Here is a 16,154-nt window from a genome sequence, read left to right on the forward strand (position 1 = left end):
AGAAGCCTTTATAATGATATAAAGGCTTATGTTATCTAATATAAAAAGCTTAAGTGGGTTGTCAAAATAGCCTAGTTATTTTTCGTAATCTTTCCAACTCTTTTGAGGGGTAGCACTTGTAGCTTCAGACGTTTTAGTATTCGCTTTTGTGAACATATCAAGAGCAATAAGAGGCGTGACGTTATACTCTTTTGCTATTTTTGCAATACCTGTAGTATTTGTATAAAATTCTGCCTGCTTGTCCTCACTCCATCCGTCAATATTGTTCATATCAAGCCCCATACCCTTAGCCACTATATTTGCTATTTTTGTATCGGTCTCTTGAGTATATTTTGTTCCATTCTCGTTTAGTGCCTTATTCTTCTCAGCATTAAGATTATTCATCTCTCTTTTTATGTCTAACATCGCAGATGCATTTTGCGTTCTAGCTTCTTGTGCTGCCATCTTCGCCTCACTCGTATCTTTGTCGCTAAAGTGTTTGTCAAGCTGTGCCATGGTTGTGCCATCTGCCATTTTTACAAGCTGTTCATTCTCTTTTGCAAATGTAGCAAAATCTTTATATCCACCGCTTACAGCTTTGTTTTTCGCTTCATCGTTAAACTTGCTTTGGAAGTGTGCATCTGCTTCTTGTACTGCTTTAGATGAGAGTGTGCCGTAGCCATTTCCTGTTTGGTAGTTGTCTTTAAAGAGCTTTATATTCTCAGCTCCCTCTAAACCTCTGTAAGATGTACTAAACGCATCATCAAGTTTCTTTGTCTCTTTGTCTGCTTTAGTTGTCTCTATGGCATCAAGCGCCGCTGTGTTTTGCGTACCGTAGAGTGCTGTCTTTGCCTCTTCGGATTTTACCTTTGCCTCATCAGCTCTCAGCGCTGCTTCTTGCGTTTTTAAAAGTGCTGCATCTTTTGTAGCATCTGTCATACCTTTGCCTATTGTTACAAACGCATCGCCAAATGCTTTAGCTCCTAGCCCCATATCACTTCCGACACCGTTTAGGTTTACCCCTGCGACATTGCCTCTAAAGCTGTCATACCATCCCATTAGCTTACACTCCTCATCATATCAAGTTGATTTTTATCACTCTTGGCTTTTACTGCCTCTTTTTGTATCAAAGAGCTGCTAAAAGCTTTTTGCAAATCTATCTGGTTTTTGTCAAGCATAGCTTTTGCTTTTGTGTTGTTTAGGTTAGCTTGCGACTGTTTTACCATCATGTTGAGTTTTTCGTTCTCTGCTTGAAGTTGTGCCACTTGCTGTGCCTCTGGAGAATTTTGCGACTGTGCATCTTGTTGCTCTATTATCTCTTTTATCTTTTTAGCACTTGGAGAGTCACTATCTTTGAGTATGTCAGGTATCAGGTACTTAACAAGCTTAGGGTCTGTGCTTTGTAGCACTTTGAGGAGTTCTACATTTTGGCGCAAACGCTCAGAACTCATAGAGTTAGACTTTGGTTTAGCGGTAAATATTAAATCATATTTGCCGACACTTATGCCATTAGAAACTTTAGGCTTCACTTTACCATCAGCCAATACTTCAAGCTCTACACCGCCATTTTCATTAAGTACTGCCTCATTCATGGTAATGTAGTCTTGCATAAAATCTTCATCTATAATGCTCACAACTCTCTGCGTATCATAATACTGTTCTATAAACTTCACGGTCTTTTTGATGATCTTCTTTTGCAAGTTGTCGCTTGAGTTCATAAAGCGGCTTAGTCCAATAAGCCCTGTTTGTACTCTTTGTTCTTGCCCAACTGCACTCATGCGATTGTTCGCTGTGCCTAACATCTCTTTGTTAGAGTTTAAAAGCTCGCTTATCTGCTGTCGTCCATCTATGATGATTCCGAGTATTTGCTGTATCTGTACATTTTGCTTAATGTCCTTGACACCATTGATATCTTCTACCATTACAGTAGCATTGTCAAGACTGTACTCAGCATTAAACGCTTCTATGTCACCATCTATCAAAGCCCCACGGTTAATGAGTGTCTTGTTATTTGCGAGCATATTTTGCAAACGCAGCTTTGCATAGTTAATGTGGTCTTGTATTGGCATAATGTCACGGTACAATCCCCAGTATTTTATCTTGCCTAAAAAGTCACGGCTCAAAAACTCAACCTCATAAGGAAACCCATCAAAGTTGTAAGGCGTTTCTCCCTGCAAAAGTATAGTCGTGTTGCTCCAAAAACAGTAATAAAACTTATCTTTTTTACTCTCTGCATCATACTTTCTGTACCAAGTGTACGCTAAAAGAGTTCTCTTGCGAATAGTCTCATCCGCCCACATATCATCTTCTACCACATCAGCTATGTAGTTAATATTTGTGAGCTCTTTTATTTTCTCTGGGGAAAATCCAAGCCCTAGCAAATAATCAGTATCTATCCAAAAACAGCGTGTCAAATGTCTAGCATCATCGTTATAATTTTTCGCACGAGAAAAAGGGTCGAGATATATTTCACTCGAAGGCACTTGTTTTATCTCTACATCTTTGTGCTCACGTCCAAAGCTGTCAAACTCTCCGCTTGCATTTATGGTAAGTTCGGCAATGGCTACACCCTCTATGCTTAACTCGTCATCAAGAGCATCTACTTCTGTTTCATAATCGCTCACTTGCGTTATAGCTTTAAGAAGTGCGTTGAGCATATCAGCACCGACCCTATCTCTTTGCTGTCTACCAAAGAGGCGTATATCTATTTGTCGCTCTTTTTTAAATCCGAGTATGGCGTTATTATGCTTTGCAATGTTGTTTTCATACTGCTCAGGCTGTCCACGGTTTGCTAGTATTTGTTTAATAGTTCCATCGAGTTGGTCACCATTGTAATACTCTCGCACTTTTTTACTAAAGAGTTTTGTCTTTTTAAAATGGCGTGAGGACTCTTTGAGCCATTCGGTAAAGAGATAAGTATCGTTATACATTATAAGGCTCAGGCAACTGCTGCTGTTTCTACAACATCCGTGCCATCAGGGTTTTTCTTTTTCTTTGTATTTAAAACGCTATCGCTAAACGCATCATCAAGGTTAGCCTGTGCTGTATCTATTTTTTTATTGTAAGCATCATCTTTTTGCTTCTCATAAGCAAGTTGATCTCTCTTTATCTTGTTTGCCTCTCTGCCTGTTTCGTACTGACCCCATGCACCAGCTAATGCGCCAAGTCCTTGTATTCCTAAACCGTAATCAAAATTTTGTGACATAGCTAAATCCTTTGATAATTTGATGTTATATTTTTTGCTCGTACTTTTTGTTCTACTTTTAGCTTTGCGACTTCTTGCTCATAAAGCTTAATGTAGTGAACGCTTAACACTCTCTCTTTTGTGTTGCGAGTAGGTTTCTCGTGTATCTCACTCATAAACAAAAGGCGTAATGCTTTGTGATAAATAAGAGGAATTTCTATCTCACAATTTTCATTCACCAACTCTTTGGAATACTTGTAAACAATAGTTGCAGCACCTTGCGTTTTTGGTACAAATCCAAGTATTAAAAGGTTCTCTTCAAAGGTGTAGCTGTTTTCATTTGGAGTTATATAAAAACTCTCAGTAGCACTAAACTCACGATTACGCCCATCGACTATAAGCCCGACATTTTTGAGTGGTGTGTACGTCAGATAATAATCTTGTTTACCCTCTACTATATCTATGTTCTCTCTAGCTATAAAACAAGGTAAGTCAAACTGCAAAGAGACATACGCTCTTTGGAGTTTTATAAGCAACTCTTCATCCTTCCAGTGTTCAGACTTCTCTTGTAAATCTGCACGAGTTTGGAGTATAAAGTCGCTTGCTTTCATCTATTTTGTCTCATCTTCATTTACGAGTAAAGTCTCAGGTGCAACTTCAGGAACAGTTCCAAAAGCTTCTTCAAGCTCTGCTTTAAGCTCTGCTTCAAGCTCTGTATCTTCACTAATAGTATTTTCTTCAGCCAATGAAGCCAAAGCAACTAAAAGTTCTGCGTTTAGTTTTGCATTTTCTTCTGTAAGTCTGAGTACTTCATCTTCAAGCTCTTTTAAAGCATCTGCATTTTCAATGTCAGCTTTTAAAAACTCAATCTCATCTACCATTAGTTTTGCATTTTCTTCTGTAAGTCTGAGTACTTCATCTTCAAGCTCTTTTAAAGCATCTGCATTTTCAATGTCAGCTTTTAAAAACTCAATCTCATCTACCATTAGTTTTGCATTTTCTTCTGTAAGTCTGATATTTTCGTCTTCAAGCTCTCTTAAAGCATCTGCATTTTCAATGTCAGCTTTTAAAAACTCAATCTCATCTACCATTACAAATTCGCCATATCCTTTAGATACAAGATTAAACGCATCTTTTTTTTCAACGATAACAATGTCGCCTTTTTTAAGAGTAGGCTTAGGGCGAGCTAAGGAGGTATTAAAATCCTTAGCCTTAGACCCAACATACTTGATAGCACTATATGGTGCAAAATGTACTTTAGCCATTGCCTACTCCTAGTACTCTTGCTTAGAAACTGGCAATTTCGCATATTCAACTGTAACAGTCGCACTGCCTGTTGCACTTGCAGTACCAACAACATCTACCACGATAGCCATAGACTGAGTAGCAGTTAATTGACGGTTATTAAACCCAATTCCCTTAACAGCGTTTACAACAGTAGCAGGAACAAAGCGAACTAAATCACCTTCAATTCCAACACTGATAGTATTGTTTGCATTTTCAAAAGCAATATCTACAGTTACGTTTACATTCGTTACACGAAAGCCCTCTGCAATACCCATAAAGTCAAGCGTCTTGCCAACATCTGAACCCTTAACGACAAAAGAAACTTTGCCGCTATCTCTAATCTCACGATTTTTTCTATTTACTGTAATAGCCATAATTTACCCCTATATCCCAGTTGATGCAACAACGGCAATAACGCCATAATCGTTACCATCAAAAATGCTATCCGCTAATATGCCATCGTTTGCACTAGCTTCATACTTTGTTTTTGCAAAACCGTACACACGGTCAATCCCTGCGTTCATTCTACGAGGGTCAGATTTATCTACCCAGTCATAATACGCTACACCTTGGTCAACTACAATATAACCAGCACCAGCACCAACAAGTAAGTTAATCTCAGTCTCTTGGTTTGCAACACCGCCTTTGTAAATAGACAAGTCAGCAGACTTCACATTTCCAAAACCAACAAATTTAGAGCTAGATGTAAGTACGCCCGATTGTCTTGCCGTGTCTGTTTTTACATCAAGTAAAAGAACGCCATCCCAAAAACCTAAAGCACCACTAAAAATAGGGTTTGATTTCCCACGCTCTAGCGCATCTTTTCTTGCAGCTTCCCAGTTCGGGTCTGTTTTGATGTTTCTAGCCGAGTTTGTTCCGACAAACATTACAAAGTACTCTACTTCATCATAGTAGCCCATGTTTTCATTCTGCGTTGTTTTTACAGGAATGAGTGGAGGAACATTTTTACCAAGCGCATTTAAACCAAGTAATGCTCTACGTTTTGCTTCTTCAACATCTGTAGTTGTAAGTACATTCGCTTTGATTAGGTTCACTGGTGTTGCATCTGCATGGTGTCCACAAACAACAACGTTTGTACAGTTTGCACTTAACGCACTAAAAGCGATTTTGTCAAACTTCATAGTTCCCCAGTTACTAAGTGAATCTTTAGAACGAGACTTAAATGAGTCTGCATTTCTTTGATTTACTATACTTTGAGTTGAAGGAACAGCATGTTGAAATCTGTCTATCTTGATAAACTGCTTAATGTTTTTAAGCTCTTCGCCACTTGCTGAAAAGTCCACATTTCCTACTGCTCCACTCTCAATGAGTGCATCTTCCATCTCAACACCAACAATACTTCCATGCTCTAAAGTTTTTAAAACACTGCGAATGATGCTTGTTGTATCGTTTTCGCTTGTTGCGATAAACGGTTTCATCTTACTTTTTTTAGTAACTTCTTTTGTTACCGCCTTGCTATACGCTACTCTTGTATCAGCATCAGATAAAAAATCTCCTGCCGACAATCCACCAAAAACTTCTGCCATAACTTTTTCCTTTATTTTTGTTGTAAATGTTTTAAAGACACTTCTAACTTTTGCCTACCCTAAAGTAAGTAGCAAAGCGACGCATAGGGTTGGCTCTTTGCTACTTATTTTAGGGTAGGTTTCTCTACCCTAAACTCACTTTAGCCCAAGAGCTTGCTGTAAGTCACCATCCGCTACAAAGTCTAAACTCTCTTGCGTTTTTTTATCTCGCTTTATCATCTCTTGCACATCTTTAAGACGAACTGCATCCTTAAAAATTACCATTGCACGCTTCACGGCTCTTAAATCTTCTTTTATTTCGTATTCATCTCTTTGTCCGATCATGCCTACTACCGCCTTATTCATTTCATCATACATATACTTTTACCTACCTTTTGTTTTATAGCCCCAAGGCTTGTCTTAGTTGTTCATCGTGGGATGTCAAACCGTTCTCAATGCTACCATTATTAACATTTTGCTTTCTAACATTATTTATATTTGGTATATTTGGTACTATTTCAGTGTGTATATTTGATGGATTTGTGATAATATATTTTTTATAAGCATTTTCATAAACATCAGCGTACGACTTAGAAGCCGATATAATTGCGTTTTGTTCGTTTGAACTTAACTCTTGCATATAAAATGCCAGTACTTTTTCGTGATTGTAATCAGGATATTTTGCAGTTACTTCTGTGATGGCACTTTGACGCTCGTACACACGCTCAAGTTCTTGCTTTTGTGAGTTAAGTGCAGCTATCTCGCTTTGTTTAGAGTGCGTAACTTCATACTCTTTTGCTTTTTTGCTAACAAGCTTCATGTAAGCGCTTTTGTCACTAAACTCTAAACTCTGCTCTTCTTCACTTAACTCAGTTTCTAGGTTTTCGTAAAATGCGTTTACATCTACAATAGAAGCTTCAAGAGCTTCTATCTGCATATCAAGCTTTGCAAGTTCTTTATTTATTGATATTTGTTCTTGCGTGACAAGAGTAGTAGATGGTGTTTGTGGTGTAGGAGTTTGTGTCTCAGGTGCAACAACTTCTTCAACAGTTTGTGTAACTGCTGGAGTGACTGCTTCATCCTTAAGCCCTAAAGCTGCTTCCATAAAATCAACTACCTCATCTTTTTTTTCATTTCCCATAAATGCGTCCTTTAATTTTTCATTATTAAGGGTATTGTATAGAGAAAAAAAAGCTTAAGTGGGTTGTTAAAACATCCTTTTTGATTTTTATATGATACTTTAGTGCTTAAAAGATATTAAAGTTATCTTCCCCTGCCAACTTTCCAAATATCTGTTGCAACTCAGGGTTTATGTGGGCAAGAACCATGTCTGCTGTTCTGTTGGTATCTGCGATACCTAAGAAGCGCACGGTGTTAAGGTTGCCCACTGCACTAAAAGCAACATCTCCAGCACGTGGAGCATCATATAAATCTCCGCCCGCCATCCATCTGTTCATCTCTTCTGTGGTGTTTAGTATCATAAAACTTTTTATATCTTGTCTTGCCGTAGAGGTATAGTCATACTCTTCCATCGGAGGCTCAGATATCCAATAAAAATCCCACTTCCAATCATCGACTTTTGGCGTAGTCATTTTACTAACAAAGTCTGTTTTTTCTTTATCGTACTCTGTAGTGAGCTGTTCCAGTGCTAGTTCATTTTCTGCGAGCTGTTCCTCTAATGCTTTTATTCTTGCAGTGTTATCTGTATCGTCTATTCTGTCATAGTTTTGAGATAACTCATCTTGGAGTTTTAATTGGGCAATTTCGTATTCTAGTGTTCCTATGGTGTTTGCTGTAGTATCTATAGCAACGGTGTCTCCAAATATATCTCTATCATAATATTTATCTAGAGTATTGGAAAAATCATCAATTTGAGTTTGCAACTCTCCAAGTTGTGAATTTGTAATTTGTGATGCTTCTGTTTGCTGTGCTGTAGTCGCTGCTGTTTCAAACTGTGCATAGGCTGGATTATTAGAGTAGATTTTTGTTGAGATCGTGCCAGTATAGATACGTCTCATATAACTTATATTTCCTCTGCTATCAAAAACAGGAACATGAATATAAACATCAGTATACTTTGTAGATGTATGTATTGTTTGCGTATATGGATTCTCAATGGTTGCAATATTGCCACCAAACTCTGTAACAAGCGTGTCGGCAGAAAATACATTTGTTTGTACAGTATTGCCCGTTGGAACATAAACAGAGCCGCCTGACTCTGCAGGGTCTCCAGCTACTCCAGTTCCGCCAGTTCCGCCAAGCATAATGTTAGCAAAATCAAGAAGGGTAGTGGCAGAGGTGCCTCCATCATAACCAATAGTCCCACTCATGCTTACAACTTAGTTATGGTTGTAGATGTCGGAATAGAGCCATGTTCGTTAAGCTCACTTATCATCTTAAAGAGTGTAGTCCACATATCAGTACTAATAACCAATCCTCCCGCTCCCATAGTTCCAATCATATCCGCATAGCTGTCAAGTGCTTTAATGTTATTGTTAAACTCAACAGAGCGTCCAAGCTCCAGTGTCTGTTTCTCAACAAATAGTGTGTCTGATATAAGCTTTAATACTTGCTTGTCAAGCAAAGCTCCCTGCTTTGTTTTATTGATGATGTCGGCATTCGAGTTGGCATTACGCACTGCTGTAGTAGAGGCAATATCAATTGCCTTGTTTTGCTCCGTTATAATTTGAGCATCAAGAAGCTGGTTTGTTTTTATAACTTGTAAGGAACGGATGCTGTTCTCCATTGCGGCAGCGATAACATTGGATACTGCGCCAGCAAAATGTTCATCTTCCATTTGCGTTGCAGTCTGTAGGTTTGCTAGTTTATCTGTACTTTTAGTTAAAAAAGTATCATAAATGAGCGATAAGTCTGTTATATCTATTGCCATTAGTTCACTCCTGTCGTGGTTTTAGTTGTGCTCGTCTCTACGCCTGTGCCATCTGCCGTATCTGCTATAGTTGCATCCTCGTAGCTATGTACATGTGTAGTATATGCCTCTGTTGTAAGTGCACCATTTACATCAAAGGCAAGTCCAAAAAGAGTAGAGAGTGCAGTTAGCTTTGCGTTTACAAGAGTAAGCGCGCCAGTGTTGGCGTTTATAGAATCGACAATGGATGTAATGTTATTGTTAATCGCAACAATAGCGTTGGCAGCTGCAGTAATATCTTCGCTTAGGCTTCCGATGGTAGTGCTGTTTAGAACATCTATCAGGCTTTGGAGTTCTCGTGCTTTCGTAAGCGCAACGGCTCCAAGGTTGTTGCTTTTCTTTTGCAGCATCTCCTACCCCCTCATCATTTTGCTTGTCAGCTCTTCTATATCCGCATAGCTATAAATCACACCGTCTCTCATAATAGCGCAGTTTCTTACGCCTCTATGACCTACTTGCTCGAACCATTTAGAAGCCTTAAGCGCTTTTGAGGCATTGTTGTAATCTCCCATTCTTATAAACCCGATAGTAACGCTAAACTTCTCAAAACCGCTTTTGCCGAGATTGTAAACCAAATCTATAACCAATGCTTTTCTATAGTCATTTAAACCATCAAAGTCCACCAGTTCCCTCGCTTCCTCTTCGTACTTAGGCAAATCATCAAAGAGCAGTATCATAGCAGCGTCTTTGCTTATGGAGCCATTAGGCTCTAGTAATTTTTTCTGATCCGTGGTTAATGGGTTAGCATCCAAATTATGCCCATAGCCTATTGTATTGAAACCAGCAGGGCATTTATATATTGTGTTACTAAAACCCTCTGCTTCAGCAATAAGACTTACTGCAAGTAGTTGATACGTTTTCATTTAGTTCTCCTTGCTCTACTTATAAAATAAAATCCGAATATGTTTAGTTTTTTTCTCATCTATTTCCCTCTATTGATTTTCTAAGCTCCATTATGCACTTGAGTGATTGGTTCTGCTTCTCTATCGGAGTACCTCTAAGCTCTCCGCACTTTACCTCTTCAATCTTGCAAGGAACAGGCACCGCATACGGAACAGGCTTATCTATATACACCTTTGTCTCTATCGGTTTACACTCTTGTTTATTACTGCAGGCTGTCAAGGCTAAAGCCATCAAGACTGTCAAAATAATTTTTAATATCTTCACAATTGCTCCTATATATGATTGTTTGAGACGGTAGATGTCTCTCTATGCTTTGGTATTTCTTCGCATCTGCGCGCCACTTTGTAAGCTCTTTTTGCGCTTGGCTGTGTCGCTCATTCTGTAATGCGGTCTCTCTGTTTTGCACCTCGACGGTAACCTTGTACCTCTCTTTTTCAAGTTCGGCTATTAATACTTCTTTTTGCGTATCTTCTAGTTTTCTCTCAAGCTGAGATATGCTTACATCTCGCAGACTTATCTCGTCTTTAAGAGCCTGTTGATGCGCGTAACACTTATAGCCGACTCCCAGCAGTGCAAGCAGCACAACAACCAGGGCGTATATCCTTATAGTTCCTATGGGCATATTATCCCTCCTCGCTGTATCTTATAAGTACGTTTCGTATTCGTTTTCCCAGCATTGCCACTACATCATACTCAGGCAGTTCATCTTTTGTTCGGATGGAGTAGATATTTCCTATGATGGAGTAAATCTCACTCAACACAAGTATGTTTATACCTACCATAAGCACCGTTTTAAAGTCTGCACCCACCGCTTTTGCACCGATAGCCAAAACAATAGGTATGAGAAGCAAAGAGAGCTTAGATAGCACACCGTACTTCATCCTATTGCTTGTTATGCGGTGTCCTAACCTGTACGCTTTTGCCACTCCAGTCATATAATCTATAATAAGCAACACACTAAAGAGGAAAAACGACTCTCCGTTAAGTCCGAGGTACGTCAACATTCCGCCAAGACACACCGTAAAAAAATTAAACACAACCTTTGAATATACACTTGCACTTAAGCTCTCTGCTACCATTTCACTCTCCTAAACTTTTTACACAATGCTCACTCTCTATCATCTTTAAAAAGCAACAAACCATATCATCGAACCATGTAGATCTACCGCTTGTCTGTCTGCGATGTATGTGAGAGCTTATAGTCTCGTCTTGGCTTCCGTTCCAAAACAGTACATTAAACATCTGGTCTAGTATTAAAGCAAACCGCATGAAGCGACTGCGTTTTCTTACATCATTGTCAAACTTGGTATATAGCTCCAACTTACCCATTTATAGCACCTACAATTCTTCCTTTTTCTACTAAACCAAGACGCAAAGCTTCTTTGATGTCAAGCACCGTTACAAGCTTTAACCCATCAGGAGTTTTCCACATAGTTGTATCAGTGTCTACATTTGAAAGGAGTAGTACATTGCTTAAGTCATTCCTACTAACATCATCAGCATAAAATCTAATACCGCTATTGACTGTTACTATGATGTTGCCCAGAAGTTCTATTTTACGAATAGCATTGTAAAATTCTGTTGCAGCTAAAACTACATCCGCATACATCTGAGCATCTTCTACAACTACACAGTCATATTCATACTGAACAGTAGTATCTCCATCTATTTGCTCTACATAAACATCTCTTTTGTTTACAAGCACATGTGTTTCAGTTGGGTATATGGATACCGCCTCTTGCTCTTGTGAACTTCTTACATTTTTAATTATTTTCATCTCTTTACTCCTAGTTTAGTATAATTGGAAACACAGCTGCTTTTTTGTCGGCTTAGCCAAAAGATAAACTTTTCTAAGCGGATTGCGTATGTGTATGTTTTTAGCCGCGCGTTCTACCATCTGCATAACCATAGGAAGATACACTCTTTGTAGATTGTAGCTGTTGGCATGCTTTACCCAGCCTAAATAACTCATCACTCTACTAATATCGCGGAGTGAATAAATTGCTCTCTTGAACGCTATTTTCATTTTCTTAACAATACTTTTGCGGACGAGCGTATATTTTCTAAAAAATCTATATCCTAAAAAGTCAAGTCCACGCTTTTGTAAAGGAAAAACCTGCCAGTTCTTTTTCATTTTCAACTCTAAAGTATTTTCCAAAAAAAGTGACATCTTCTTTCTCAAAGAATGCAAAAATGATTTTGATTTATGCAACACTACTATGTCGTCTGCATAGCGAATGTAGTATTTAGCACCAAAAGATTTTATATGATGGTCAAAAAAACTTAGAACAAAATTTCCTAAACACTGCGAGGAGTAGTAACCTATTGGCAAGCCATCCTCAGAGTCTACAAGTTTGTCTAAAAGTGTGAGTGTAGGCTTACACTTGATTTTTTTTCTGCATACATCTTTAATGATGTGCTGTTTAAGACTAGGATAAAACTTTTGTATGTCTATCTTGAGGCAATACTCGGTATTTTCTTCATCTTGCAGCCACTGCTTTACGCGCATAACGCCTTTGTGTAATCCTCTACCTTTGATACTCTGATAGGTATCTTTTATATAAACCGTTTGGAAAACAGGCTCTACAACTTGCATAATTGCATGGTGTATCACTCTATCAGGAAAATATTTTATATTGGTTATCTCTCGTTCTTTACCATTTTCAACTCTCTTAAACTTGCTGCTAATGGCAGGTATCCAGCTTCCGTCTATAAGCATCTCTCTTATTTTATTAGCGTAGTAATAAGGGTCTTTATCGAACATTTGCACTTCGTCATAGTGCGCTTTACCCTGTTTTGCGTTGTAATGTGCTTTTACAATATTGTCGATATTGACAATCTTTTCAAATAAATCGCCAACTCTCTTCATAGCTTTTGTCCTCTCTGAAGTTTCGCCACTTGGCTACTAATCCATCGTGAGAGATAGTAGTGTGTTTTAGCAAGAGCTAAGGAAATAAGGAGGAGTATAATAGTACGTTGACAAAAAATCGCACGAGACACAATATTCCAATTCAAGCTCGAAGAAGCATTGTTGCCATTCCAGCAAGAAAGCCCCGAAATCCCAGCGTTATTCAAATTCCCACCGAATTGCAGCACTCGTTCCTCCTTATTCCCTATGTTGTTCATTTTAAGTTTACTTTAAGTTTATCTACAGAAATTTTCGAAAGCTCGCACGAGACACAAGACCCCAAAGCAAGCCCGAAGAAGCAGCGACGCCAGTCCAGCAAGAAAGCCCCGAAAGCCCAGCGTTACTCAAATACCCACCGAATCGCAGCACTCGCCATCCAGTTGTTCCATACATTTGGTCACTCACTTTTGTTGTTGTCGTTCCTCCTGCTGTGGCATGTGGAATGAAAGTTCCTGCTTGCCATTTGTTTATACTTTGCCATGCGGCGGTTATAGTAGCCGTATATCCGCTTGCAAAGTATGGAGCAGTTGCGATGTCCGATACCATTGCGGAACCTGCTTTTGCAAGATAACAAATACCACCGTTGATATTTATGCCGTCTATCCACATCCATAGTGCAGAGTGGTAGTTTTCTATACCTCTGTAGGAGTTGGCGATTACTTTGCCTATGTCGGTAACTAAACCTATGATAGTTCCTGTTCTGTTTTGTAAGGCTAATGTTTTTCCATTATCTTGGTCATAAGAAGTTTGACTGCCATCATATGAACTACTGTTTCCATCCCACTTAGTTCCACTTTGCTCTAAGTAGTTTGAACCTCTTTCAATATAAGCTAAAAGCTGTATAAGAGAGTTATTCCAAAAGTCGTGTTGTGCGAAATTTGAACCAAAAGCAGTATGTTGTGTTCTTGCAGTTGGAAGCGTAATGCTTGCTGTAGGTTTGATGCCCGTTCCAAAAGTAGAGCGACCTGCAACCGAGTGGAAGGAGCCGACATAAGTAAAGTCTGCCTCTGCTCCCGTAGTCCAAACAAAAGCAGGGTGCAAAGCACTTGTTACGACATTACCTAAAACTGTACCGCTTGATATTCCGCTAGTAGGGTTAAAACATGTAATGCTAGTTACAGAAGCAAATCCTAAGTCGGTAAGTACATTGACGCTAAAAGGTGTTAAAGATGTGAGCTTAATGTCATACTCTTTAGCATCTGAAACAATAAGAGCATCTATGTAGTAGCACTTAGGTATTTCACTCATAATCTGTTGTGTAATAGTAGGAGCGGTTATGTGGTCAAATTCTGTGACAACACCTGCATTTGATACAACTTTTCTTTTTATGTAGCTAAAAGGCAAATTTGTATTGGTATCTAGCTCCGCCGTCAAATCACTTGCAATAGAGACATCATTATCATTGACTCTCGCGGCAGTAGGACTGAGCCATGTCGTAAACTCGTTTTGCGTAGCAGGACTAAATTTATCATTTCTTAGTCCTACACGCTTATACGTATCATCAGTAATATTCCAAATTCTTCCAAATAAATTGGTTACAACAAGAGCAGGGACAACCGTACCGTGTGTTCCTACCCACTTGTTTGCATTTGCAGTTATGTCGGTACAAATAAAAACTTCTCCGCTTAAAGCATTTACAAAAACTGCTCCTAAAGTATCTGGGTTTACAGTAACCGTAGGGTCAAAAAGTTCGGTAAAATCTACACCGCCACCGCTTATAGCACCCCATTCTAAATTGTTAAAAATCTCCATAGCCTCAAGCTCTGAATTAAAACGCAACCAACCATCTTGAGGAGTGAGAGGTCTTTGTGCCGTTGTTCCTATAGGAATACTTGCCGCACCAGTGCTTGAGTCTTTTTCTACAGCTATAGTTTTGTCAATTTTTAGATTAAGTGCAGTCTGTTGCAAATCACTAACAGGCTTATTAACATCACTCGTATTATCCACATTTCCAAGCCCGACCTGTGTTTTTGTTACGGCATGTGGATTTGCTACATTGCCCGTATGCGTTGTTAAATCAACCATAAAAACATCACTATCAAGCCCGTTATGAATAGTAAAATTGCTCGTTGTGGAATCTGTGAAGTTTATGCGATATGTATCTGTTGCACCACTTTGTGCAGGAAGTCCACTTCCGTCTGTTGTGCTTAAAAAGTTTACGCTTGCAATGCCGTTGCCTACCGCTCCAGTATCGCCCGTTTCACCTTTTCCGAATGGAGACCCAAGCGACCAGTCACCGCTTGTTGCACTTAGTTTAAAATAAATAAGTGCTTCGTCTATTGCTAAAAAGCTAAAGCCTAAGCCTTGTAAATCATAAAGAGATTTTTGAGAAAGCAAGCCTACGCTGTTTACCGTAAAATTGTCACCCTTATCACCCTTATTTCCTTGAGGTATTCCAAAGGTAAGTTTGCCATCGGTAGGATTATACGAAGCCGTAGCCGTGCTTCCTGCCGAAAGAGTTTGTGCCTGAGCCGTTACCGCTTTTATTTCGTTTGATTTTGTCGTTGCAAGAGTTGCCGAAGCCGCCGCCGCTGCCGCAGACACACTAGACGCAGTTGCTTTTTCTGTTGCAAGAGTAGCAGCAGCAGTTGCAATATCTGCCTGATTGGATGCATCGAGAATATCTGTCAAGTCTGCATAAATAGCATTTAACTCAACTATTTTAAGAGCCAAAGTATTTATATTTGCTATGCTTGATGCAGTCGTATTGACACTTATTATGTTTGCACCCGTAGCTACAACGTTTGTAAGATTTGCATGCACACTTAAAATACTCGCTATTTCAGATTGTAAAGATATTAACTCATCTATACGCTGTGAAAGCGTAACGATAGAGTCAATATCGTTTCCTAACTGAATAATATCGCCGACACGATTTGCAAGTGTCTCTAGCGAAGATGTAGTTTTAGCCCAGAAATAAACTGGCTTTGTATCCGCAACTGTTCCAGTGTAAACATGAAGCTCTACACGCTCAATGTTTGAAGCCTTGCCATCTGCATCACGAACACGCATCATTGCAGGGGTGTCACCAAACGCTTCACTCACAACCATCTCTGTATCCACCACTTGTGCATAAAGCGGATGATTTACGATGTAGTTTTTTATGTCTGCATGTGACGTAAGTTCGAGTATCCCACCACTGCCATTATCAAATGGCATTTCTAGTTTTACACCGCTTACGAGGATAATATCTGCTTGCTTGTATGTCACAAGCTCTGTAACACTTAAGTTGTTGAGTGCCAAATCTATGTCAACTTTGCGATTTCCTAGGTAGTTGCCTTTTGCAAAATCCTCTATGATAAGTGTCAAGTCCGTACCCGACAAAGCTGCTAACTTATCAACGACCTCTTGACTGAAGAGAGCACCTGTTTCAAGAACTGCATCAAGATTGTCTCTAATTTTATTTACTGATTCTATAAACGATGTTGTTTTCATTTT

The 16,154-nt window shown here is 39.1% G+C and carries 19 protein-coding genes; all 19 read right to left on the minus strand.

Annotated features, from left to right (window positions below; translation table 11 throughout):
- Positions 1-75: 75 nt before the first annotated feature.
- Positions 76-1,038, minus strand: a complete 963-nt coding sequence (locus AC6H4V_RS04190; RefSeq protein WP_497607581.1) for a hypothetical protein — start codon at positions 1,036-1,038, stop codon at positions 76-78.
- Positions 1,038-2,909, minus strand: coding sequence for a portal protein (locus AC6H4V_RS04195; protein WP_497607582.1), 1,872 nt, complete (start codon positions 2,907-2,909; stop codon positions 1,038-1,040). The genes AC6H4V_RS04190 and AC6H4V_RS04195 overlap by 1 nt, the downstream gene beginning before the upstream one ends.
- 8 nt (positions 2,910-2,917) lie before the next feature.
- Complete coding sequence (locus AC6H4V_RS04200) at positions 2,918-3,184, minus strand: hypothetical protein (RefSeq protein WP_497607583.1); 267 nt, start codon at positions 3,182-3,184, stop codon at positions 2,918-2,920.
- Between the two features lie 2 nt (positions 3,185-3,186).
- A complete protein-coding gene (locus tag AC6H4V_RS04205; protein WP_497607584.1) occupies positions 3,187-3,774 on the minus strand; it encodes a hypothetical protein in 588 nt (195 codons plus the stop codon).
- Positions 3,775-4,428 carry a hypothetical protein gene (locus AC6H4V_RS04210; protein ID WP_497607585.1) on the minus strand — a complete coding sequence of 218 codons (654 nt, stop codon included), beginning with the start codon at positions 4,426-4,428 and terminating at the stop codon, positions 3,775-3,777.
- Positions 4,429-4,437: 9 nt separating this feature from the next.
- On the minus strand, positions 4,438-4,824 hold the full coding sequence (locus tag AC6H4V_RS04215) for a hypothetical protein (protein WP_497607586.1): 387 nt from the start codon (positions 4,822-4,824) through the stop codon (positions 4,438-4,440).
- 9 nt (positions 4,825-4,833) lie between these two features.
- A complete protein-coding gene (locus AC6H4V_RS04220; RefSeq protein WP_497607587.1) occupies positions 4,834-5,997 on the minus strand; it encodes a phage capsid family protein in 1,164 nt (387 codons plus the stop codon).
- A gap of 135 nt (positions 5,998-6,132) precedes the next feature.
- Positions 6,133-6,354, minus strand: coding sequence for a hypothetical protein (locus AC6H4V_RS04225; RefSeq protein ID WP_497607588.1), 222 nt, complete (start codon positions 6,352-6,354; stop codon positions 6,133-6,135).
- 22 nt (positions 6,355-6,376) lie between these two features.
- A complete protein-coding gene (locus AC6H4V_RS04230) occupies positions 6,377-7,117 on the minus strand; it encodes a hypothetical protein (protein ID WP_497607589.1) in 741 nt (246 codons plus the stop codon).
- A 106-nt stretch (positions 7,118-7,223) separates the two neighbouring features.
- Positions 7,224-8,306 (minus strand): hypothetical protein, encoded by a 1,083-nt coding sequence (locus AC6H4V_RS04235; RefSeq protein ID WP_497607590.1) that lies wholly within the window; start codon positions 8,304-8,306, stop codon positions 7,224-7,226.
- A gap of 2 nt (positions 8,307-8,308) precedes the next feature.
- The gene (locus AC6H4V_RS04240; protein WP_497607591.1) at positions 8,309-8,866 is read right to left on the minus strand and encodes a hypothetical protein; all 558 of its coding nucleotides are present in this window, start codon (positions 8,864-8,866) and stop codon (positions 8,309-8,311) included.
- Complete coding sequence (locus AC6H4V_RS04245) at positions 8,866-9,255, minus strand: hypothetical protein (protein ID WP_497607592.1); 390 nt, start codon at positions 9,253-9,255, stop codon at positions 8,866-8,868. The genes AC6H4V_RS04240 and AC6H4V_RS04245 overlap by 1 nt, the downstream gene beginning before the upstream one ends.
- 3 nt (positions 9,256-9,258) lie before the next feature.
- Positions 9,259-9,768, minus strand: a complete 510-nt coding sequence (locus AC6H4V_RS04250) for a glycoside hydrolase family protein (RefSeq protein ID WP_497607593.1) — start codon at positions 9,766-9,768, stop codon at positions 9,259-9,261.
- 55 nt (positions 9,769-9,823) lie between these two features.
- On the minus strand, positions 9,824-9,979 hold the full coding sequence (locus AC6H4V_RS04255; RefSeq protein ID WP_497607594.1) for a hypothetical protein: 156 nt from the start codon (positions 9,977-9,979) through the stop codon (positions 9,824-9,826).
- 31 nt (positions 9,980-10,010) lie between these two features.
- A complete protein-coding gene (locus tag AC6H4V_RS04260; RefSeq protein ID WP_497607595.1) occupies positions 10,011-10,430 on the minus strand; it encodes a hypothetical protein in 420 nt (139 codons plus the stop codon).
- Position 10,431: 1 nt separating this feature from the next.
- Complete coding sequence (locus AC6H4V_RS04265; RefSeq protein WP_497607596.1) at positions 10,432-10,887, minus strand: phage holin family protein; 456 nt, start codon at positions 10,885-10,887, stop codon at positions 10,432-10,434.
- Positions 10,888-11,129: 242 nt separating this feature from the next.
- Positions 11,130-11,585, minus strand: a complete 456-nt coding sequence (locus AC6H4V_RS04270) for a hypothetical protein (protein ID WP_497607597.1) — start codon at positions 11,583-11,585, stop codon at positions 11,130-11,132.
- Positions 11,586-11,600: 15 nt separating this feature from the next.
- Positions 11,601-12,677, minus strand: a complete 1,077-nt coding sequence (locus tag AC6H4V_RS04275) for a reverse transcriptase domain-containing protein (RefSeq protein ID WP_497607598.1) — start codon at positions 12,675-12,677, stop codon at positions 11,601-11,603.
- A gap of 279 nt (positions 12,678-12,956) precedes the next feature.
- Complete coding sequence (locus AC6H4V_RS04280; RefSeq protein WP_497607599.1) at positions 12,957-16,151, minus strand: hypothetical protein; 3,195 nt, start codon at positions 16,149-16,151, stop codon at positions 12,957-12,959.
- Positions 16,152-16,154: the final 3 nt, after the last annotated feature.

The organism is Sulfurimonas lacustris (assembly GCF_059705355.1).